Source organism: Vibrio thalassae (genome assembly GCF_900089835.1).
In the GTDB taxonomy this organism is placed as follows: domain Bacteria; phylum Pseudomonadota; class Gammaproteobacteria; order Enterobacterales; family Vibrionaceae; genus Vibrio; species Vibrio thalassae.
The window spans coordinates 381,740-403,698 of sequence record NZ_OANU01000002.1; the positions used below are offsets into that span (position 1 = coordinate 381,740).

Below are 21,959 nucleotides of genomic sequence, written 5' to 3' on the forward strand. Positions count from 1 at the left end.
TAATTTTCGTATCTGTAAAAATAACGAAAGTGAAAGCACCATATCGACACTTTCACTTCAAACTTAAATTATGTCGTCGTAAAACAAAGAATTAGTCTTTGCCAACGTGCAGAATTGCAAGGAACGCTTCTTGTGGCAGTTCGACGTTACCGATCTGCTTCATACGTTTCTTACCTTCTTTCTGTTTCTTCAACAGCTTCTTCTTACGACTCACGTCACCACCGTAACACTTCGCAATTACGTTTTTACGTAACTGTTTAACGGTAGAGCGCGCAATAATGTGATTACCAATTGCCGCTTGAATTGCAATATCAAACATCTGACGAGGGATAAACTCTTTCATCTTCTCAACAAGCTGACGACCACGACTTTGTGATTGGTCTTTGTGAGTAATGATAGCCAATGCGTCCACCGTGTCACCGTTTAGCAACACATCAACACGAACCATGTTCGATGCTTCAAAGCGTTGGAAGTTATAATCCAATGAGGCGTAGCCGCGAGACGTTGATTTCAAACGGTCGAAGAAGTCCAATACGACTTCAGCCATTGGGATATCATATGTCACTGCAACTTGATTGCCATGATAAATCATATCAACCTGAGTACCACGCTTCTCAACACATAACGTAATCACATTACCTAGGTAGTCTGATGGTACTAAGATGTTACAACGCGCGATAGGTTCACGAATTTCTTCAATATCATTAATCGCCGGCAGCTTCGCTGGACTATCTACATAATGAAGTGAACCGTCGGTCTTCTCAACTTCATACACTACGGTAGGTGCCGTTGTGATCAGATCGAGATCGTACTCACGTTCTAGACGCTCTTGAATGATCTCCATGTGTAGCATACCTAAGAAGCCACAGCGGAAACCAAAACCAAGTGCTGCAGAGCTTTCTGGCTCATAGAATAGAGAAGCGTCGTTGAGACTTAGCTTACCCAATGCATCACGGAAGTTTTCGTAGTCATCCGATGATACAGGGAAAAGACCAGCATAAACCTGAGGTTTCACTTTCTGGAATCCTGGTAACGCTTTTTCACAGCCATTTTTCGCAGTGGTTAACGTATCACCAACTGGAGCACCAAGAATATCTTTGATGCCACAGACTACCCAGCCTACTTCACCAGTATTCAGTTCAGTCGTGTCGATCTGCTTTGGAGTAAAGATACCCAAACGATCCACGCCCCAAACCTGTCCAGTACTCATTACTTTGATCTTGTCGTTTTTCTTCAGTTTACCGTTTTTAATACGAACCAAAGAAACTACGCCAAGGTAGTTATCGAACCAAGAGTCAATAATCAGTGCTTGAAGTGGCGCTTCTGGATCGCCTTCTGGCGCAGGAATCGCTCTGACGATCTCTTCTAGAACATCGTCAACACCAAGGCCTGTTTTTGCTGAACAACGCACTGCTTCCATCGCGTCGATACCAACGATTTCTTCAATTTCTTCCGCCACGCGCTCAGGTTCGGCAGCAGGTAGGTCGATTTTGTTCAATACCGGAACAACTTCTAGATCCATTTCGATTGCTGTATAGCAGTTCGCCAGCGTCTGTGCTTCCACACCCTGACCTGCATCAACAACAAGAAGCGCACCTTCACAAGCCGCTAAGGAACGAGATACTTCATAAGAGAAGTCTACGTGCCCTGGAGTATCGATAAAGTTTAGCTGATAGGTTTCCCCATCTTTAGCTGTGTAATCCAGAGTAACACTCTGAGCTTTGATGGTAATACCGCGCTCACGCTCTAGGTCCATAGAATCAAGAACCTGGGCCGCCATTTCACGGTCGCTTAAGCCGCCGCAAACCTGGATCAAACGGTCCGACAAGGTTGATTTACCATGGTCGATGTGGGCGATAATCGAAAAGTTACGAATGTGCTTCATAGATTTGATGTAGCTAAACTCTTAAACAAAAAGGAATAGAAAATGCGGAAAAAACGCGCATTTCAATTAAGTTGGCAGATTCTACCCAATTTCGATGCGGTTCGCACCTTATTTAGACAATAGGCTAGAGAATCGATTCACCAAGTACTCTCACCAACTTCACTTGTTGGGAAGATGCTTGTTCCATAGGCGCAACCCATTTTTTAGCTAACCCAAAGCCAATAAAAGCAAAACAAGCAGAGGACAATATTACCACCAGCTCACCACCAGCGAGTAAAGGGGCTAACCACAGTTGTCCCACAACCGCACCAATAAACAAAAACAGCAGCGGCAATAAGTAAATCAAGGCTGCTGATTGCAACAAGCTCTTTTCCGGAAACGCAATTTCAACCACATCTCCGGCTTTCACCTGCTTCGATGTATCAAGTTGCCAGTGTAGCTGTTTTTTACCTACTGCTTTACTGACAATACCTGTACCACAGCTACTTTTTGACTGGCAAGAGCTACAACTGGTTTGCTGATCACAGCTTAATTCAACGTGGAGATGGTGACCCTGGGGTTTAACCGAGGTCACCGTCGCGAGTGCGGTCATCATGGAGTAGTGCCTTCATCTACCTTTTCTACTTTGTTAAGTGTAACAGATTGTGCGATACGCTGCGCTGTCGCAGGCGGAATGTCGCCGACGACTGAGATTTGTTTGTCATTGAGAACAATACTATGAACCGTACGTCGACCCTGACGAATCAATTGACCTTTCAAAGAGTGACTATCACGCTCAGAGATGTAAACCGAAAAACTAAATAATCCATCACTGAACATTTGGCTTTCGACAACATCTTCTGTTGCTAGCATACGATAGCGATTGAGATCCTTAGGTTTAAAACCATTCGGTACCCAGCCCACATGCCAAAAAGTCTGTTCTATATTACCTTTTGGCAACGACAAGACCGCAGGAAGCTGAACCTCGTCAAGTGAGCTCAACATAGTTGCTATATGATCATTCACCGCATAAGAGATCACGCGATATTGCTCTAAGATTTCGCCATCGCGATCCAGCAAGTCTGCTCGTAATGGCAATTTGCTTTTTTCATCCACCCACAAAACATAGGAGTAGCGCAGTCCATCTTTGGGAACGACTCGAAATACTTGGGTTGGCGCGCCCGCTTCACGTGCTCTACCAACACGAACATAATCATAGTATTCTCTTAATTGCTTTACATCACTATTAAGTAACGGCATCAATGGTGCCACCATCTTACCGGACTCTATAGTAAAAGGATCGACGCCAGGTTCGATGTAGCTGACTTCATTGCCACGCCGAATCACTTCTCTTACTGGACCACTTAAATAAACAAGATGGGCTAACTGTTGGGAGTCATTCTTTGCATGACGATAAAGTAACGGCTCTATGCTGTTCTTTTTGATAAGGATATAGGACAGTTCATAATTCAATTGCTGGCTGGCATCGTTCATTTGAAGTAACAAAGCCTCCGCAGAAGACTCTTCTTCTGCAAAGGCTTGAGTACCAAGTAAACTGAACAGCAATATTGAACTGGTCAGAAATTTTTTCATTCAATTACCGATTCTGTATCAGCAGGACGTGAAGCATGATCTTCACTGTTTAATCTTAGCTGTAGCTCGTAATCTTGCAGTAACGCGTTAATACGACGACGCTGTTCTTGCACATTGACACTTTCATTCGAGCTTTTCGCAACCGAATCACGCGTCAAGCTGACTGGCTCAGCACTGCCTGCAAACGGAATCGTCTGCAACACAGGTAATTGCTCAGCTTCAGGCTGCGCAGGGTCTTGCCCAGAGTACTGCTGCACCCCTAAGACAACCGCCAAAGACACACAAGCAGCGACTGCGACTTGACCAAACTGTGTGATCCACGCAGGTAATAGGCGCTTTGCTTGCGCAGGCGTAGGTTGTGACTCGATAGGCATTACGATATCACTCGTGTGCGCCGGCTCGTTTTCGAGCGCAGACGCCACACTTTCAGCAATATTCCAATCTAAACTTTGCGGCTCATCACCACGCATCACATCACCAATCAGATGATAATTTTGCCAAGTTTGTTTGCTCTCCTGATCTTTTTCCAACGCATCTATAAGCGCGTTATCGATCAGGTCTCCATCCATGAATGCTGAAAGCTTTTGTTTGTCAGCCATTATATTCACCATAGTTGTAACTAGTTTTAGCGTTGAAGAAGAGGCTTAATCTTCTTCTCAACCGCTTCACGAGCACGGAAGATACGCGAACGTACCGTTCCTACTGGGCAATCCATTACTTCTGCAATTTCTTCATAGCTCAAACCATCAAGCTCACGAAGTGTCATTGCAGTCTTCAAATCTTCAGGTAACGCTCCAATTGCAGCGAAAACTGTTCGCTTCAATTCGTTCGACAACGTTAAGTTCTCTGGGTTCGAAATTTCTTTCAAAGCGTTACCGACTTCAAAAAATTCGGCGTCTTCTGCATCAACATCGCTCGCTGGCGGCCTACGGCTTTGAGCGACAATGTGATTTTTTGCGGTGTTCACTGCAATGCGATACAACCAAGTATAGAAGGCACTCTCACCTCTAAACGTCGGGATCGCACGATACGCTTTTATAAACGCTTCTTGGGCGATATCCGCTACATCACCCGAATTGCTCACGTATCTTGATATGAGATTGCAAACCTTGTTTTGATAGCGCAAAACCAATAGGTTAAATGCTTGTTTATCTCCACTTTGAACGCGCTCAATCAACACCTGATCGGTCGGCTGCTCGTTCATGCGAGCGTTCACTCCTATTCGTTATTACCCCTACCTTCACAGATATGAGTATTAATTATGCATTTTGTAGTCTTGACACCACCGCTAACATGAGCACTATTGTGACTCTAGGCAGATAGGAAAGTTCAAAACTTTCTCAGCTTTTTTGTCATTAATCATTCACAATGTGATTTGGCGTCAACTACAATGTTGTCAATTTACAAGAATGGATTACTTGGCTCCTTAACACAATCGATTTTTCAACGTGTTATCTCTGGCAGGTAATCCTTGATGCAAGTGCCCTTCGCCAGCTGTGTATTCAGCTTCCTATCGCGCACTTTTATCTAGGTAGAGTGATTTAGCTCTACGATAGGTCAGGATTTTAAAGTAATTATGAACACAAACCGAGAGCATCTTTGTGATGTTTTAGTCATAGGAAGTGGCGCCGCAGGTTTATCGTTGGCTTTACGAGTCGCCGAACGCGCTAAAGTTATCGTTTTAAGTAAAGGCCCGAGAAGTGAAGGGGCAACCTACTACGCCCAAGGTGGCATCGCTGCAGTATTCGATGAGACAGACAGTATTGAATCCCATGTCAATGATACTAATATTGCTGGCGGCGGTATTTGTGAACAAGACACGGTTCAATTTATTGCAGAGAATGCCAAAGAGTGTGTGCAATGGCTGATCGATGGCGGTGTTCCTTTTGACCGAGTAGAAACCGCGAAAGATGAAAAGCCTCGCTACCACCTTACACGTGAAGGTGGTCATAGCCACCGCAGAATCTTACATGCCGCAGATGCCACAGGCATGGCCATGCAAACCACCCTGCAAGATAACGTTAACAACCATCCTAACATCGAAATTTTCGAACGTTATAATGCACTCGATCTGATTACTGAAGACAAAGTAGGTGGTGATAAAAATAAAGTCGTTGGTGCCTATATCTGGAACCGCAACCAAGAGCATGTTGAAACCGTACGTGCTAAATTTGTTGTCTTAGCCACAGGTGGCGCATCAAAAGTGTACCAATATACGTCGAACCCTGATGTCTCTTCTGGCGACGGTATCGCGATGGCTTGGCGTTCAGGTTGTCGTGTTGCTAACTTAGAATTTAATCAATTTCACCCAACATGCTTATTCCACCCTGACGCTCGAAACTTCCTATTGACCGAAGCCTTGCGAGGCGAAGGGGCTTATTTAAAACGTCCAGACGGCACTCGCTTTATGCCAGATTTCGACGAACGTGAAGAACTTGCACCTCGCGATGTTGTCGCTCGCGCCATTGACTTCGAAATGAAGCGTTTGGGTGCTGACTGCATGTATTTAGATATCAGCCATAAGCCTGAAGAGTTTATCGTTAAACACTTCCCAACCATCCATATGCGCTTGCAAGATCTTGGTATCGATATGACCAAGGAGCCAATCCCAATCGTACCTGCCGCCCACTATACCTGTGGTGGCGTCATGGTCGATAAGTCTGGTAAGACAGACCTTGAACAGTTGTACGCTATCGGGGAAGTGAGTTATACCGGCCTTCACGGAGCCAACCGCATGGCATCCAACTCTTTGCTTGAATGTGTCGTCTATGCTTGGGCTGCCGCCAACGACATCCTGGCAAAATTCGATGATGCCACTCTAGTTAATGGCCTCCCTGCCTGGGATGAAAGCCAAGTCTGCTGCTCTGACGAAGAAGTCATTATTCAACATAACTGGCATGAGCTACGTCTATTTATGTGGGATTACATGGGTATCGTGCGAACTGATAAACGACTAGAGCGAGCACTCCGTCGTATTCAAATGTTGCAACAAGAAACTCACGAGTACTACAGTAATTTCAGAGTATCAAACAACTTACTCGAGCTACGTAACTTGCTGCAAGTAGCAGAGTTGATGGTGAGATGTGCCATGCAGCGTAAAGAGAGTCGTGGACTGCACTATACGCTCGACTACCCTGATATGTTAGAAAATAGTGGTCCGACAGTGCTGTCACCTCAAGATGAGGCACCAACCGTATAATTCGGCTATCTCGTTCAGCAGCAATACATACAAGCAGTCATTAATCTGGCTGCTTTTTTATTACTAAAATCAAACGACGATAGGCTGACTCATCGCAGCTATCACGCCAAAGTAAGCGCCAACCATTGTTTTGATCGTACATGCCGATAAACCAATGATGAAAAGCGAGAAAATAACGAGGGGAGATAAGTTCGATATTATTTAATGTGGTCAAAGAGGACGTTAGAATGAGCTGGCCCTTTAACGCCGGATGCAGCCAATAAGTCCGACCGAACGTGATGACAACATAGAGTGTAAGCACAATCGGAGCAGATGACGCGATGCACGTTACCAGCAGTAAAATAGTAAGCGAACTATTAATAATTGGCGCAAGGCATGAGGGATGAATCTGCAGGTAAGTATTATCAAGCGCATCCTTACCTGCATTACGTGAAGAGCGTTTAGCGGACTTTGCTGAGGTTGTGAGCAACGATTTTATCAACCATAGAGGCGTGACCTAAGTTTTCACTGCGACCATGGCCCATGACCCAAGTAAACAAATCAGGGTCATCACACTCTAGCAGCGACACAAAATCTTTCTGTTCTTGATCATTTAGAGTGTCAAAGCATTCCTCAAAGAACGGCATAATCACTACGTCCAGCTCTAACATACCCCGACGACACGCCCACTTAATTCGTGCTTTTTCTTCACTAGAGTACATTCCATTCTCCATCTACAACTAATATCGGCCGAGTGTAACAAGCAAGTTTATCGCCCACCACTGCCTGCATCACACAAACTCTACTTTCATCACAAGATTTCGTGCAACAACATTCGGCTGACAAAATCCATCCTGGCGATTAACATGGTGGTATGTTTACCGACGAGACCAAGAACTATGGATTGGCAACCAAACACACAGGCAATTGAAATCACTCCTACCACTGAACTTCCCGATTTACTGTTTACTAGGCTGAATCGTTGGGGAGCTATCGAAATGACTGGCGACGATCGAAAGTCTTACCTTCAAGGTCAGGTCACTTGTGATGTGGTGTCACTGGAACAGAGTCAATCCACGTTTGGAGCGCATTGCGATGCTAAAGGCAAAGTGTGGAGTGCCTTTAGACTATGCCACATCGACAACAGCTACGCGATGATTCAGCCTCAGTCTGCGCTTGAAAAAGAGCTGACAGAACTTAAAAAGTACGCGGTTTTTTCTAAGGTAGAACTCGCTGTGAGCGCTAAACCTATCGTTGGCATTATAGGTAAAGGTGCACAGAAATGGATTGATCAACAATTTCCAACCTCTGGCACCGTAAGACAAAACAATGGCAGTACCGCGATTCAGGTGGATGATGAACGTTGGATGCTATTAGTGAATAACGAACTACAATCGTCCCTCTCTACTGATCCTGAACGACTTTGGGTAGAAGAGTCGCTTTGGACTAAGTTCGATATTGAACAGGGACTACCTATCGTAGAAGCAGAGCAGCAAAATCAGCACATCCCTCAAGCTCTAAATCTACAAGCATTGGATGGCATTAGTTTTAGTAAAGGTTGCTATACCGGACAAGAAACCGTCGCAAGAGCCAAATATCGTGGGATCAATAAACGTATGTTGGCCAATGTACGCGGGCAACTTGCCGTTCAACTTAACGATGATGATGTGATTGAGATCGAACGCTCGGTGGGAGAAAACTGGCGTAAGGCAGGAGAAGTACTCGCTCACTATCAATACAGCAATGGCGAATTTGTTGCTGCTATGGTAATTGCCAACAATCTCGATGAAGATTCTCAGTTCCGTTTAGCTTCTCAACCAGACTGTCGTTTGAGCCTGGAACTGCCACCTTACCCGCTCGACCAAGAGTAAGGGATGATTGATACACGCATCACTGCCTATCTGGATGAACGTGATATTCCCTATCGAGTCTTGATGCAATCCCGTGAGGCAGTATCCATTGAGGATGCTGCCAAATTACGTGATATCGAAACTCACACAATGGTCAAAACCTTGTTGCTGCGAGATATGGATAACCAACTTGTTCTTGCCTGCTGTCAGGGCAACAAACAGGTGGATCCGAAAAAAGTACGTGCTTTATTGAATACTCGTCGAATGACCTGCGTGTCCAGTGAACAAGTTGAAGTGCTTACCGGCTTTGCTATTGGTACTGTCACTCCCTTATTGTTGAAAACCTCCATGCCTATCATTTTTGACAATGAGATAAAGCAAAACACTCTAGTCACCATTAGTAGTGGTCAGCGCATTGCGGGCATTGAAATCGCCCTCAAAGATCTTGTCGAACAATGCTCACCGCTATGGTCCGATATCACTCGCTGACATTTGCACTCTCTTCTTTTATGCAAAAAAATGTCGAACTAAATTAGAAAACCGTGAAATGGATCTAATTTACCACCTCGCCATCATGAAAATTTATACAACATGAAAGCATAAATAGTCATTTGTATTTTTTTGGAGTATTGTACATATTGTCACCAGCTAGCACTTCAAGGCTACTGGTAACGGCACTAGAGTGAATCGCTGCTCAAGCAGTAACTCCACTTTTGTGTAATGCATCTGTGACATTTGGCCCGCGTAGCGGGCTTTTTTTATCTAAAGTATCGCTTTGACTCTCTTTCTCCACCTTTTGTCTCACTTTTGTAAAAGAGTGTGTATTGTGACAACTTTTTTTGATTTAGCCGGTCTTACATATACGTAGTAAATAGAAATAGCCAATACAGCGACGTGGATTGTGTTTCGACAGCGGATAAAACCTCGATTCATACCACTGTCATACTAAGCTATTCAAATAGAGCAAAAATTGAGAATGGAAGACCCCTATCTAGGCTTTTGTGCAAGATATCACGGAGATATTGAGACATCGCAATGGAATTGCAAAACGCTCCACAAAACGCTCACTTGGTTGTAAAAGCTCTCTCGGAAAGGCTATGCAATCACACATTTAGGTTAGGGTTTCAACTATAATTCGTTCGCTAGGTAACATTATAAGGAAGGCTAAATGAGACTGTTTAAGCGCTATACACCAAGTATGATTGCTAAACATGTGAGTCGACTATTCAAAGGCAGAATCTATATTTATGGATTGGGCGGTTTTGAGTTTGATAATGGTAAGTTGATCATCCCAGAACGCGCTGAAAAACGTCATTTCCAAGCGGTAAAAGAGATAAATCAAGAGGTAATGAGACTCCGCTGTGCGTACGCTTAAAGAACGCAATATTCAATAACTGTTTCTACCCTACAAAGCCTACCAAGATGGGCAATGATAACGTCAAAACAAAGGGGCAGCCGCGCTGCCCCTTTTTCGTTCTTTGCACTACAACAATTAGCTTTGAATCACTTCTGTCTTCGCTAACTCAGGAAGATGGCCTCGCATTCCCAAAGCACGGCTCATAATTTCTTGCTTCGCCCCAGGAAGTTGTCCAACCAAACTCATTCCAATACCACGAATGAGCTTCTTCGCTGGATTATCACCCTCAAACAGATCCTTGAACCCTTGCATTGCTGCGATCATTTTCGCAGCTTCTGCTTTGCGCCAACGCTCATATTCACGCAGATTACGTTTACGGCCAATATCTTTGCCCGCACGCCATAATTTGAACACTTCTTGCGATAAACTTGCTGCATCCAGTAGTCCAAGGTTGACACCTTGACCTGCTAAAGGATGGATGGTGTGCGCAGCATCACCAACGAGTGCAACTCGCTCGGTAACGAAGTCACGCGCATAACGCATCTTCAACGGAAAAACTCGTCGCTCAGATTTCACCTGACAAAGACCTAAGCGGCCATCAAATTCAGCGGTCAAGACTTTGTTGAATTCCGACTCCGACATTTTGGCAAGTTTCTCAGCGCGCTGTGGTTCCGTTGACCAAACGATAGAGCATAGGTTTCGGTCATCTAATGGCAAAAACGCCAGTGGCCCCTGCGATGTAAACACCTGCCTTGCGACACAATCATGAAAATCAGCAACAGAAATATTGGCGACCAACGCACTGTGTCCGTAGTCCCAATGAGTCAGCGGAATATCTTGCTGCTTTCGCACCCAAGAATTAGCGCCATCCGCACCGACGACCAATTTGCTGGTAAATGACTGGCCATTATCCAGCGTCATCCACACTTCACTTTCCCCTACTGCCATTGATTGACAGCGATGTGGCATGAAGAGCGTCACGTTATTTTGGCCCTCGACTTGCTCTAACAAAGCCAGTTGAATAACACGATTTTCAACGATATGACCGAGATCTGGCTGCGACATCTGACTGGCAGAGAACTCAATACGAGCAAAGCTGTCCTGCTCCCACACTTCCATTGCGTAATAAGGTGCGCAGCGGTGTTTTTGAATCGCATCCCAAGCACCAAGATTTTTCAAGATGGTTTCACTGGCACGGCTTAACGCCGAGACACGAATATCCGGGTCTCCTGACATGTCTTTGTCGGGCGTGTTCCCTTCGACCACTGCTATTCGTAGATCGGTATCTCTCAGTGCGCGGGCGAGAGCAAGGCCCACCATTCCGCCACCGATGATGGCTAAGTCAAAACTTTGCATATCTCTGTACTACCTATTCACAACCCCAAGTGCACGATTAAAAATCGGCGACTTAAGATTTGGAAAATTATCCATTAGCCCTAGACCTACATTGCGGCCTAACCGAAGGGCAAAAAAGTCATTCGAAAATATGTGTACTAACCCAGACGTCATGGTGATCGTCAATTCTCTGTCTTGTCGACGATTGCTTTGGAATTTAATTAGATTAGCGTATTCACCCACATCTTGAAGGCTTTCAAGCAACGAATCGACCAAAGTCGCAATATCGCGAATCCCAAGGTTAAAACCTTGCCCCGCGATAGGGTGAAGCGTCTGAGCAGCATTACCAACTGCCGCGACTCGGTGCTTAATAATTTGCGGTCGATGACGCAGCAAAAGAGGGTAACTGGCAACCGCTCCAACCTTTATAAAACGACCTAAACGCCAGCCGAACTCCTGTTGAAGCAAAGCGAGGAAATCCGTTTCAGACAAGTTCACGACCTGCTGAGCACGCTCTGGAGGCATACACCAAACTAATGAACTTCGTTCATCAGACATAGGTAACAGGGCTAGTGGTCCGTGTTTCGTAAAGCGCTCAAAGGCTCGGCCACATGGATCTTCACTGGTTTTGACGTTTGCAATCACCGCGACTTGCCCGAAGTCATGAGTCCGCTGGTCTAGACCTACGGCTTGACAGCTTTTGGAATCCGCGCCATCCGCGGCCACAAGAAGTTTTGCTTCAAGTTCATTAATCTTACCATCACTGTTTTTCATTGAGACGGCAACATGATGCTGGTGTTGAACCACCCGCTCAACAGAATATGGACAAAGAAAGTCGATGGTCGGACTGCTGTTCAGCTTTTGATCAAAGCGACGTCCTACTTCTGCAAGTTCAACCACATACCCCATCGCCTTTAAACCTTCTTTCTCAGCATAGAAATCGGTCATGGCAGCGTGTCCACGGTCAGAAACATGGATATGAGTAATTGGTGTGGCGTGATCTTTAATCAAAGACCACAACTTATAGCGTTTGAGAATCTCAACCGTCCCATAAGAAAGAGCGATGGAACGTGCATCAAAACCTGGATGCGATTGACTGTCGGCAAGAAATGGTTCAACAACAGCAATCTTCAACGCATGATCACTGCAGTAATCCAGAGCCATGGCGAGAGTTGCCCCAGCCATTGCCCCTCCTGCAATGACAACATCATACTTATTTGACACTGCCTTCTCCTTGATAAGACGGGGACCCAATTAATGAATGGTCGGAGTTTCTGATGACTTAGTTGGTTTTACGCCAAACTCTGCATGAATGGTCAATACGCACGCTTTCACATGCTCAATAACCTGTTCTAACAACTGAGCTTGCTCTTCAAGATCATCGTCTTCATCGATACCCAATCTGGCAATTTCTTCCAAATCAGCAAGGGCTTCTTTGACGTCAGCAGAGGCCTTTGTAAATGAAGCATTAATTAAGCCCAGTCCAGAAATAAAGTGGTTGACCCACTCACTTAAACCGTCAGCAATTTCAAAGACGTCGGCTTCAACGTCTTCTCCAGGAATAAACAGAGAAAGCTCAAAGCCCTGATCTGCTGTCAGTTCTTTCATTGAGAAACTAAGCAGAGATTTCGCCGTCGCCAAGTTGGATTGCGGCCACCCCATACCATCATTTGTATAATCGAAAAGAAGTGGCTGCCAGCTGTCATCATTCAGCCCCAATCCACCACTTAGCATCCCTACAAGCAAACCATGAAGTTCTGCTGGTGATACCGCCAACCCAGCTTGTTGTAGCTCAGTGACAATTGTAATGTAATTAGGTAGTGTCGTTTCACTCATAGCAATACTCGTTTCAATAAATTAGTCCTAAGCTGACAAACACGTTGGTCTTCACGCATAGGTTTTCAAATCTGACCTGCAATGCTATCACTTCCCATCTCTGGCGAAAACGCTATCCCACACGTTTCTGAGTAGCTTTTGTGCGAATTGTCGATTTCCTGTGTTGTTAACCACGCAATTAGCACCGACCCTACAGAAAAGCTTGAATCTTAATGCTCGTTTGCCTATAGTTTCTTCCTCAAAATTGCCTAATGTGGTGATACTTAAAAGAGTTCTTGTCATTATGGAAAATCAAGCTGTCGAAGTCGAAATCTTGGGTAAACTGACTAGGGTGAATTGTCCCCCAGATCAGAGAGATACCCTGATTAAAGCAGCACAAGATCTAGATAATCGATTGCAAGAGATGTCCCAAAGGACTAAAGTAACCAACGAGCTTAAATTGCTTACGATTGCTGCTCTTAACATGTCGTATGAACTCAATAATCGAAGTGATGAGTCACAACAAGAAGTGGCACAACTTAACGAGCGTTTGGAGCAGCTCGCGGCATCTCTTGAAGGTGCCATTAGTAAAGTAAAGCAAGGACAGCATACCTAATTTTACCCTGGGGTGTACGTCAGTGGATTTAAGTCCCTGAGCCGATAAGCAATACCAAAGGGTTAGTACTTGATAGCTATTGAGCAAGCTCGGCTCGTACCGAGAAGCCTACGGTTAACATTGCTGATCCGCCTTGAACCAGCTGGTTCAAGGGCCACAATCCTCAACGGCACTCTGGGGTATTCCTAATGTCTCTATCGACAAGACAGCAAATCCGCACATTGGTGCGTTCTCGCCGCCAGGCGATCAGCTCGAATCAGCAGAACATGCACGCGAATGATTTAGTCGTGAGAGTCAGTCAATTGAGCGCGCTGAACACGGCCAAAAAAGTGGCATTGTATCTTGCTAAAGACGGCGAATTAGATACCTTACCGACCATCCATTGGCTCTGGACACAAGATATCGAAACCTATCTCCCCGTGATTCATCCATTCTCTAAAGGTCAACTGCTTTTCCTACGTTACGATCAAAACACCGTTCTTATTCGAAATCGATACCAGATACTGGAACCTAAGCTTAGTCAATGTGCTATCTGTCCGGTATCTCAATTGGATATCATCTTTACGCCGCTGGTTGCTTTTGATGCTTCAGGACAACGTCTTGGTATGGGCGGAGGATATTATGATAGGACGCTAGCACCATGGGAAAATACACCCGTTGGCCCTACAGCTATCGGACTGGCTCACGATTGTCAGCAAATCGATGCCTTGCCAACCGAATCTTGGGACATCCCATTGGAAACCATCATTACACCAAGTAAAACCTGGCATTGGAGCAAATAACCTCCACTAGCCATTCGCCACGAGCAACCGATTGCATTTTTTCGCTGTTTTTTAGTATATCGCTATTTTTTCAGCGCATTTGTCGCCGAAATTGATATATAATTCGCCCGCATTTTCACCTTAACTCAAAACTGGAATTCAACCATGACTCAAGACGAGATGAAGAAAGCTGCTGGTTGGGCGGCACTAAAGTATATCGAAAAAGATAGCATTGTTGGTGTTGGTACTGGCTCAACTGTCAACCACTTCATTGATGCACTAGGTACTATCAAAGACGATATCAAGGGCGCAGTATCGAGCTCGATTGCTTCAACAGAAAAGCTGGAAGCACTAGGTATTGAAGTATTTGACTGTAACGATGTGGCTTATCTTGATGTTTACGTCGATGGTGCGGATGAAATCAACCCAAGTCGCGATATGATTAAAGGTGGTGGCGCAGCGCTAACACGTGAGAAAATCGTAGCGGCGATCTCAAACAAATTTGTCTGTATTGTTGATGGCACCAAAGCTGTTGACGTCCTAGGTCAATTCCCTCTACCCGTTGAAGTTATCCCAATGGCGCGTTCTTACGTTGCACGTGAGTTGGTGAAACTGGGTGGTGACCCCGTTTATCGCGAAGGCGTCATCACAGATAACGGCAACGTTATCTTAGACGTACATGGTATGCAGATTACCGATGCGAAAGATATGGAAGATAAGATCAATGCTCTTGCTGGTGTAGTAACGGTGGGATTGTTCGCACACCGTGGTGCTGATGTGATCATCACAGGCACACCTGAAGGTGCAAAAATCGAAGAGTAAGACCATAATCGCCAACGAGATTGGTCGAACAAACTTGGTCAATATATTAAACGCGATTACGTCATTAGACTACAAACGGCACCCTTGGTGCCGTTTTTTCGTTTTTCTATAAGAAAATTATGCCTTATTCCGTAATTTTCTTACCCAACGTACAGATTTTTTGTTACTTTATTGGTCACAAGACGCACAAGGAAAACGTTTGCCTCAAGCAGTTAGAAGTTCCCTCCTCGATATTCTCACTGTCAAATGTGCGCTACTTAAGCCCGAATTTCCCATGTTAAGGATGAGTTAAATGGCCAAAGTTTCACTGGAAAAAGATAAGATAAAGATTCTGCTACTTGAAGGGTTACATCCTTCTTCAGTAGAAGTTTTGCAAGCGGCTGGATACACCAATATCACCTATCACAAAGGCTCTCTACCCGAGGACGAGCTGATTGAGGCCGTCAAAGATGTTCACTTTATCGGAATTCGTTCTCGCACCAACTTGACCGAAAAAGTGATTAATGCCGCCGATAAATTAGTCGCTATCGGTTGTTTCTGCATTGGTACAAACCAAGTTGACCTTGACGCTGCCGCAAAGCGAGGCGTCCCGGTCTTTAATGCGCCATTTTCCAACACTCGAAGTGTGGCTGAACTGGTGCTTGGTCAAATCTTACTGCTGCTTCGCGGCATTCCTGAAAAAAATGCTCTCGCTCACCGTGGAATCTGGAAAAAAAGCGCAGATAACTCGTACGAAGCGCGTGGAAAACGACTTGGTATTATTGGTTACGGCCATATCGGTACTCAACTAGGTATTATCGCTGAAAACCTAGGTATGCGAGTGTACTTCTATGATATCGAAAACAAATTGTCGCTGGGTAACGCCACTCAAGTTCACACGATGACTGAATTGCTTAACAAGTGTGATGTGATCTCTTTGCACGTTCCTGAGACTCCGGGAACGAAAAATATGATGGGCGCTGCCGAGTTTGAAAGAATGAAGCCAGGCGCTATCTTCATTAATGCCGCTCGTGGTACGGTCGTAGATATTCCAGCCCTTTGTGATTCGTTAGAAGCAGGGCACCTTGCTGGTGCGGCTATCGACGTATTCCCAGAAGAACCGAAAACTAATGCCGATCCGTTTGAATCACCTTTGATGAAATTCGATAACGTCATCCTGACACCTCACGTTGGTGGTTCAACTCAAGAAGCTCAAGAAAATATTGGTGTCGAAGTCGCTGGAAAACTTGCAAAATATTCGGACAATGGTTCAACCTTGTCGAGTGTCAATTTCCCAGAAGTGTCTTTGCCTGAACATAATGAGTGTTCACGTCTACTGCATATTCACCAAAACCGTCCTGGTATCCTTACACAGATCAACACGATCTTCGCGGATGAAGGAATCAACATTGCCGGTCAGTACTTACAAACCGCAGCAGATATCGGTTATGTGGTCATCGATGTAGAAACGGCTCGATCAGAAGAAGCGTTAGCAAAACTGAAGCTAATCGAGGGTACAGTCAGAGCACGCATTCTGCACTAATCCTTTAAAAAAGCGCCCTGACTAATCAGGGCGTTATCTTATTTTCCAATCTGATAAGTGACGTCCACTCGATCGCGAATAGTGATCACCGAGTCTTGATAGCTGTTGGACTCTACCTTACTGTCCATCGCCATATTTCGCATCACCACCGGTTGATTCATAGGTTGACGGTACTCAATACGCCATACTTTACCCAGTTTTTGATCAAACCCTTTCGCTAACGATGCCGCTTTGCTTTGTGCGTCTTTAATCGCCGCCATACGTGCCGCTTCTTGGTATTGACCTTGATCTTTCACCTTAAGTTGAATGTTATCGACTTGATTAATCCCAGAATCAAGCGCTAAGTCTAAGTAGCTATTAAGGTTATCAAGATCCATAACTTGCAAAGTCACGGTACGTGAAGCACGATAACCGACCAGTTCTGGTTTACCCTTTTCCGGGTAGTGGTACTGAGGTGATAGGTAGAGGTTCGAGCTTTGAATATCTTTCTTTTCAATCCCCTTAGACATCAAGCCTGTAAGAAACTTGTCCACAACCGCATCGACGGCTTGCTTGGCCTGATCAGCATCCATTTGAGACTGTACAACTCGCACTGAGAACTCTGCCATATCCGGCGTTGCTTCTATTTCGCCATAACCCGTAGTAGAGATGTGAGGAAAATCCGGTTGGTTAGCAAAAACAGGTGCAGCAAACAAAGCAGCGACTAATATACCTAGTGCAAATGAGCGTTTCATTGAGACTCCTCGTTATATTTTTTAACCTTTATACTCAAGATTAGGCATAAGTTGAGAATATAGGTTCCCTAAAAAGCAAACACTGACAGAAAACTGACGTTCTGTTATTGAGGGAGATACTGTCTCGCATGGCGGATAATGGCGTCAGAGACCTCACCAAGTACCCCACTTTCAAGCTGCCAATGATGCCAATAGATTTGGTGGGACAACAATATATTTGGCGTAAGCTCTATTAGCTCGCCTGAGGCCAACTCATCTTGAATCTGTAACTTAGGGATTAAACAATAAGCAACACCAGCAACAGCAAGCTTCACGAATGCTTCGGAGCTACGTACCGTATGTTTGAGTATGCTGTCTGGCATAATGTTAAAATGTTGATTAACAAAGCGTTGGTGCATCTTATCATGTTGATCAAAGGCGACTGCGGGGGCTTTGATTAAGCTTTCTCGGTTCACACCTTGACTAAAGTATCGTTTGATAAAACTTGGGCTTGCCACACATAAGTAATCCACTCGGCCTAAATAGTCAGCGACACAACCTGAGATAGATTGTGATTCCAAACTTATCGCACCGACCACTTCACCATTTTTGAGTTTTTCAATAGTTCGCCCTTCGTCATCCACAATCAGGTTAAGCTCAACTCGCTTTGCTTCTAGCAGCGGAAATAGACTTGGCAACAACCAGGTTGCAAGACTATCAGCGTTGGTGGCTAACGATACCGAAAGAGGTTTATCACTGAGATCAGCCGCAAGCTCTGGTACTAATTCTTGTTCAAGTAGCCGAACTCGACGATATAACCCTAACAATTTTTTCCCGACGGCGGTCGGTCTTGGTGGTTGCTCTCTAACCAGTACCGGCTGAGCGAGCCATTTCTCTAATTGCTTTACTCGCTGAGAAACGGCAGACTGAGAAATGTACAGATGTTCTGCTGCTTTATCAAAGCTGCGCTGTTCGACGATAGCGTCCAACGCTTCAATCCATTTGTAATCTAATCCGCGCATAAATCGTCCTCTTTTTCACCGTTTTGATTACAAATCACACATCATAAGCATGACTTATTTAGCATTAATATTATTAACTATGCTAATAATAAACCAATCATTATTCTCTCGCTCTCTTTTGTACAGTGGTGAGGAAATTAAAGTGAATTTTTGGGTGCTTCTTCAAGGTTTCGGATTGGGTGCGACAATGATTATCCCAATTGGCGCTCAGAATGCCTACGTTTTAAATCAGGGAATTAAACGTAATCATCACCTAACTACAGCCACTGTGTGTAGCCTGCTTGATATGACGTTTATCTCTTTAGGCATTTTCGGTGGTGGGGCCATCTTGTCACAAAATGAACTGCTACTGACCGGCGTGACGCTGGGTGGAATTACATTTCTAACGGGTTACGGCTTGCTCTCTCTAAAAAGTGCCTTTAAGACACCATCTGCTCAAGAATCTTCAGGTGAGGTCTTAGCTCGCGGTCGCCGCACTGTGGTTCTTGGCGCATTAGCAGTGACCGTTTTAAATCCGCACCTCTACTTAGATACCGTAGTGATTCTTGGCTCTATTGGCGGACAGTTTGAAGGAAACGATCGTATTGCTTTTGCTATTGGTACTGTACTCGCGTCATTTGTTTGGTTTTATTCCCTATCACTGGGTGCTGCAAAGCTTGGGCCTACCTTGTCTAAGCCAAAAGTGAAAAAAGGCATCGACTTGGCAGTAGCTGCAATGATGTTTACTATCGCCATACTGTTGATGAAAGGACTCATGGCTTAACGATGGATAATACTCAGCAGATATACTTGACCAATGTTGCCCTACTCGAAGAGCATGCTATTTCATTTAACCAATGGCAACACGAGCCTATTCTCGACTTTGCCACCGATGAGCGCATTGCCAAAGAGCTAGGGTGGACTGGCGTGCATAGTAAAAGTCTATTTTTGAAGAAGAAAGGGGGCGGCTTTGTCCTGTTTCTTAGCGACAAAGATACTCGACTCGATAAAACCGCTTTGAAACAAGCGGTTGGGAAGCGCACGTCCATTTGCAGCAACGAAGAGATGATTGAGCAAATAGGTTGTGTACAAGGGGCGGTCTGCCCTATCGGATTACCAGAAGAGATAACAATAGTCGTCGATAAGGCTCTGTTGTTAGCTCAGGAAGTCTTATACACCCCAGGACTGCCTGAATGGACATTCGGCCTATCCGGCGCAGATTTACAACGAGTACTGTCGTGGCTCCCCAATCACATCGTAGAGATAGACATAAAAAAAGGTGAAGCATAGTGCTTCACCTTGGTGCTTTTTCGACACTAAACGCTGTTTAGCTATCGACTTTGTTCAAATGCACATCCATTTGCGGGAATGGAATTTCGATGCCTTCTGCATCCAGTGCTTCTGTAATCGCTTGAAGCGAATCAAAATAGACATCCCAGTACTGCTCTGTGCGAACCCAAGGACGTACAACAAAGTTCACGGAAGAGTCTGCAAGGGCAACAACACCAATCGTAGTGCCTGGTTCTTTTAAGATACGCTCATCGGCTTCAAGAGTTTTACGAATCACTTCTTGAGTCTTCTTGAGATCGGCTCCGTAAGAGACACCGATAACATGGTCAATACGACGGGTCGCATGACGAGAATAGTTAGTGATTGGCGAGCCAATAACCGACGAGTTAGGTACTACCACCATTTTATTGTCTGGCGTAGTAAGAATCGTTTGGAAGATTTGAATCGAGTCTACTGAACCTGCCACTCCACCAATCTCTACATAGTCGCCAGATTTGAATGGGCGAAAACCCACAATCAAGACACCTGCAGCAAAGTTAGAGAGTGAACCTTGCAGCGCCAAACCGATAGCTAAACCAGCAGCACCGATTACCGCTACCACTGACGCGGTTTGAACACCGATTCGACTTAATGCCGCGATTAAAACAATAACGAATAATGTGTAGCGAACAATACCGTGGATAAACTCAACAACGGCCTTATCCATTTTCTTCTTACGCAGCAACTTAGAAACGCTATTCGCTACCGCTTTTACAACGATGTTACCAATAAACAGGATCAGAATAGCTGAAATGATATTTACGCCGTATTGGACAAGTAAATCGGAGTTGTTGGTTAACCACTGCTCCGCTTTCGAAAATCCATCAACGATAGGTGCGTGGATCTCAACTGACTCATTGGCCATATTGTTTTACCTCTTGAAAATATAAATAGTGCGAAGCAAACCTTAGCTATTACCATTGTACTATTAGCAAAAGCGAGCCTGGCGAAAAGTATTGAGAGTATGAATACCAATACACATTACTTAACAAAAGGTAACGCAAACATATGCGTTTACGCCAGTTTTTTAATCGCCATCACATAATTTTCATTAGTGACAAAAAAAGCCGCTCTAAAGAGCGGCTTTTTTAACCTTACTATCAGTTAAATCTTATGCGATTTATCTTATAGTACGTCGATAGCGTTTAGGTCAGCAAATGCTTTCTCTAGACGTGCAACCATTGAAGATTGACCAGCACGTAGCCATACGCGTGGGTCGTAGTACTTCTTGTTTGGCGCGTCTTCACCAGTTGGGTTACCGATTTGACCTTGTAGGTAATCATGGTTCTCAGCTTCGTAAGAACGGATACCGTCCCAAGTTGCCCACTGTGTATCAGTATCGATGTTCATTTTGATAACACCGTAGCCGATAGATTCTTGGATTTCTGCTTCAGTAGAGCCAGAACCACCGTGGAATACGAAGTTTAGAGCGTTAGGTGCAATACCGAACTTCTCTGCACAGTATGCTTGAGAGTCACGTAGGATAGTTGGAGTTAGAACAACGTTACCTGGCTTGTATACACCGTGTACGTTACCGAAAGAAGCTGCGATAGTGAAACGTGGGCTGATAGCACTTAGTTTCTCGTATGCGTATGCAACATCTTCAGGAGAAGTGTATAGCTCAGATGCGTCCATGTGAGAGTTATCTACACCGTCTTCTTCACCACCAGTACAACCAAGTTCGATCTCAAGAGTCATACCCATTTTAGCCATGCGCTCTAGGTACTTAGCAGAGATTTCGATGTTCTCTTCTAGAGACTCTTCAGAAAGGTCAATCATGTGAGAAGAGAATAGTGGCTTACCAGTTTGAGCGAAGAACTCTTCACCTGCATCTAGAAGACCGTCGATCCAAGGTAGAAGTTTCTTAGCCGCGTGGTCAGTGTGAAGAATTACTGGAATACCGTAAGACTCAGCAACTGCGTGAACGTATTTTGCACCAGCAACTGCACCTAGGATTTGTGCGCCTTGACCTTCAAGCTTAACGCCTTTACCAGCGAAGAAGCCAGCACCGCCGTTAGAGAACTGAACAACAACTGGAGCTTTTACTTTAGCTGCTGCTTCAAGAACACCGTTGATAGAGTCAGTGTTAACTACGTTTACTGCAGGAAGAGCGAAGTTGTTCTCTTTAGCAACTTCAAATACTTTTTGAACGTCATCGCCAGAGATAACACCTGGTTTTACGAAGTCGAAGATCTTAGACATG

24 protein-coding genes and 1 other RNA gene are annotated in these 21,959 nt (G+C 44.8%); 11 read left to right on the top strand and 14 right to left on the bottom strand.

Annotation, left to right across the window (positions count from 1 at the left end; all coding sequences use genetic code 11):
- Positions 1-91: 91 nt before the first annotated feature.
- The 5 genes from lepA to rpoE form a co-directional block, all read right to left on the bottom strand.
- On the bottom strand, positions 92-1,885 hold the full coding sequence (gene lepA, locus VTH8203_RS01685; protein ID WP_096992076.1) for a translation elongation factor 4: 1,794 nt from the start codon (positions 1,883-1,885) through the stop codon (positions 92-94).
- 124 nt (positions 1,886-2,009) lie between these two features.
- A complete protein-coding gene (locus VTH8203_RS01690) occupies positions 2,010-2,480 on the bottom strand; it encodes a SoxR reducing system RseC family protein (protein WP_096992077.1) in 471 nt (156 codons plus the stop codon).
- Positions 2,477-3,457 (bottom strand): sigma-E factor regulatory protein RseB, encoded by a 981-nt coding sequence (gene rseB / locus VTH8203_RS01695; protein WP_096992078.1) that lies wholly within the window; start codon positions 3,455-3,457, stop codon positions 2,477-2,479. Before rseB ends, VTH8203_RS01690 begins: the two co-directional genes overlap by 4 nt.
- Positions 3,454-4,056, bottom strand: coding sequence for an RseA family anti-sigma factor (locus VTH8203_RS01700; RefSeq protein WP_096992079.1), 603 nt, complete (start codon positions 4,054-4,056; stop codon positions 3,454-3,456). Before VTH8203_RS01700 ends, rseB begins: the two co-directional genes overlap by 4 nt.
- Positions 4,057-4,082: 26 nt before the next feature.
- Positions 4,083-4,661, bottom strand: coding sequence for an RNA polymerase sigma factor RpoE (gene rpoE, locus VTH8203_RS01705; RefSeq protein WP_096992080.1), 579 nt, complete (start codon positions 4,659-4,661; stop codon positions 4,083-4,085).
- 372 nt (positions 4,662-5,033) lie between these two features.
- Between rpoE and nadB the strand changes: the two genes are divergently transcribed.
- Positions 5,034-6,656 carry an L-aspartate oxidase gene (gene nadB / locus VTH8203_RS01710; RefSeq protein ID WP_096992081.1) on the top strand — a complete coding sequence of 541 codons (1,623 nt, stop codon included), beginning with the start codon at positions 5,034-5,036 and terminating at the stop codon, positions 6,654-6,656.
- Between the two features lie 40 nt (positions 6,657-6,696).
- Here the strand turns inward: nadB and VTH8203_RS01715 are convergent, their stop codons facing one another.
- Both VTH8203_RS01715 and VTH8203_RS01720 read right to left on the bottom strand, forming a co-directional pair.
- Complete coding sequence (locus tag VTH8203_RS01715) at positions 6,697-7,125, bottom strand: hypothetical protein (protein WP_096992082.1); 429 nt, start codon at positions 7,123-7,125, stop codon at positions 6,697-6,699.
- Positions 7,097-7,357, bottom strand: a complete 261-nt coding sequence (locus VTH8203_RS01720; RefSeq protein WP_006075514.1) for an FAD assembly factor SdhE — start codon at positions 7,355-7,357, stop codon at positions 7,097-7,099. The genes VTH8203_RS01715 and VTH8203_RS01720 overlap by 29 nt, the downstream gene beginning before the upstream one ends.
- 177 nt (positions 7,358-7,534) lie before the next feature.
- On the opposite strand from VTH8203_RS01720, the gene ygfZ reads away from it, so the two are divergent.
- The 3 genes from ygfZ to VTH8203_RS01735 all read left to right on the top strand — a co-directional run bounded on the left by ygfZ (position 7,535) and on the right by VTH8203_RS01735 (position 9,860).
- Positions 7,535-8,506 (top strand): tRNA-modifying protein YgfZ, encoded by a 972-nt coding sequence (gene ygfZ, locus VTH8203_RS01725; RefSeq protein WP_096992083.1) that lies wholly within the window; start codon positions 7,535-7,537, stop codon positions 8,504-8,506.
- Positions 8,507-8,509: 3 nt separating this feature from the next.
- Positions 8,510-8,974 carry an aminoacyl-tRNA deacylase gene (locus VTH8203_RS01730; protein WP_096992084.1) on the top strand — a complete coding sequence of 155 codons (465 nt, stop codon included), beginning with the start codon at positions 8,510-8,512 and terminating at the stop codon, positions 8,972-8,974.
- Between the two features lie 679 nt (positions 8,975-9,653).
- Positions 9,654-9,860, top strand: a complete 207-nt coding sequence (locus tag VTH8203_RS01735) for a DUF1107 domain-containing protein (RefSeq protein ID WP_096992085.1) — start codon at positions 9,654-9,656, stop codon at positions 9,858-9,860.
- 117 nt (positions 9,861-9,977) lie between these two features.
- On the opposite strand, the gene VTH8203_RS01740 is transcribed toward VTH8203_RS01735, so the two are convergent.
- From VTH8203_RS01740 to VTH8203_RS01750, 3 genes are read right to left on the bottom strand one after another with little or no spacing between them, the layout of a single operon-like run.
- The gene (locus VTH8203_RS01740) at positions 9,978-11,198 is read right to left on the bottom strand and encodes an FAD-dependent 2-octaprenylphenol hydroxylase (RefSeq protein WP_096992086.1); all 1,221 of its coding nucleotides are present in this window, start codon (positions 11,196-11,198) and stop codon (positions 9,978-9,980) included.
- Positions 11,199-11,207: 9 nt separating this feature from the next.
- Positions 11,208-12,401: a 2-octaprenyl-6-methoxyphenyl hydroxylase gene (gene ubiH / locus VTH8203_RS01745; protein ID WP_096992087.1), complete on the bottom strand. Its 1,194-nt coding sequence runs from the start codon at positions 12,399-12,401 to the stop codon at positions 11,208-11,210.
- Positions 12,402-12,431: 30 nt separating this feature from the next.
- Positions 12,432-13,013, bottom strand: a complete 582-nt coding sequence (locus VTH8203_RS01750) for a YecA/YgfB family protein (protein ID WP_096992088.1) — start codon at positions 13,011-13,013, stop codon at positions 12,432-12,434.
- A 283-nt stretch (positions 13,014-13,296) separates the two neighbouring features.
- Here VTH8203_RS01750 and VTH8203_RS01755 point away from each other — a divergent pair, with 283 nt between their 5' ends.
- From VTH8203_RS01755 to serA, 5 genes are all read left to right on the top strand, one after another.
- Positions 13,297-13,608 (top strand): cell division protein ZapA, encoded by a 312-nt coding sequence (locus VTH8203_RS01755; protein WP_096992089.1) that lies wholly within the window; start codon positions 13,297-13,299, stop codon positions 13,606-13,608.
- 1 nt (position 13,609) lies between these two features.
- Positions 13,610-13,793: non-coding RNA, 6S RNA (ssrS, locus tag VTH8203_RS01760), on the top strand.
- Positions 13,794-13,796: 3 nt separating this feature from the next.
- Complete coding sequence (locus tag VTH8203_RS01765; RefSeq protein WP_096992090.1) at positions 13,797-14,390, top strand: 5-formyltetrahydrofolate cyclo-ligase; 594 nt, start codon at positions 13,797-13,799, stop codon at positions 14,388-14,390.
- A 144-nt stretch (positions 14,391-14,534) separates the two neighbouring features.
- A complete protein-coding gene (gene rpiA, locus VTH8203_RS01770; protein WP_096992091.1) occupies positions 14,535-15,191 on the top strand; it encodes a ribose-5-phosphate isomerase RpiA in 657 nt (218 codons plus the stop codon).
- Positions 15,192-15,483: 292 nt separating this feature from the next.
- Positions 15,484-16,713, top strand: a complete 1,230-nt coding sequence (serA, locus tag VTH8203_RS01775) for a phosphoglycerate dehydrogenase (protein WP_096992092.1) — start codon at positions 15,484-15,486, stop codon at positions 16,711-16,713.
- Between the two features lie 38 nt (positions 16,714-16,751).
- Here serA and VTH8203_RS01780 read toward each other — a convergent pair whose 3' ends face one another.
- Positions 16,752-17,447: an oxidative stress defense protein gene (locus VTH8203_RS01780; RefSeq protein ID WP_096992093.1), complete on the bottom strand. Its 696-nt coding sequence runs from the start codon at positions 17,445-17,447 to the stop codon at positions 16,752-16,754.
- A 104-nt stretch (positions 17,448-17,551) separates the two neighbouring features.
- On the bottom strand, positions 17,552-18,448 hold the full coding sequence (locus VTH8203_RS01785) for a LysR family transcriptional regulator ArgP (protein ID WP_096992094.1): 897 nt from the start codon (positions 18,446-18,448) through the stop codon (positions 17,552-17,554).
- A 142-nt stretch (positions 18,449-18,590) separates the two neighbouring features.
- Between VTH8203_RS01785 and VTH8203_RS01790 the strand changes: the two genes are divergently transcribed.
- Positions 18,591-19,211, top strand: a complete 621-nt coding sequence (locus tag VTH8203_RS01790; RefSeq protein WP_096992095.1) for a LysE/ArgO family amino acid transporter — start codon at positions 18,591-18,593, stop codon at positions 19,209-19,211.
- A 2-nt stretch (positions 19,212-19,213) separates the two neighbouring features.
- Positions 19,214-19,717 carry a YbaK/EbsC family protein gene (locus VTH8203_RS01795; protein WP_096992096.1) on the top strand — a complete coding sequence of 168 codons (504 nt, stop codon included), beginning with the start codon at positions 19,214-19,216 and terminating at the stop codon, positions 19,715-19,717.
- Between the two features lie 37 nt (positions 19,718-19,754).
- On the opposite strand, the gene VTH8203_RS01800 is transcribed toward VTH8203_RS01795, so the two are convergent.
- Complete coding sequence (locus VTH8203_RS01800) at positions 19,755-20,621, bottom strand: mechanosensitive ion channel domain-containing protein (RefSeq protein ID WP_096992097.1); 867 nt, start codon at positions 20,619-20,621, stop codon at positions 19,755-19,757.
- Between the two features lie 260 nt (positions 20,622-20,881).
- On the bottom strand, positions 20,882-21,958 hold the full coding sequence (gene fbaA, locus VTH8203_RS01805) for a class II fructose-bisphosphate aldolase (RefSeq protein WP_096992098.1): 1,077 nt from the start codon (positions 21,956-21,958) through the stop codon (positions 20,882-20,884).
- Position 21,959 lies beyond the last annotated feature (1 nt).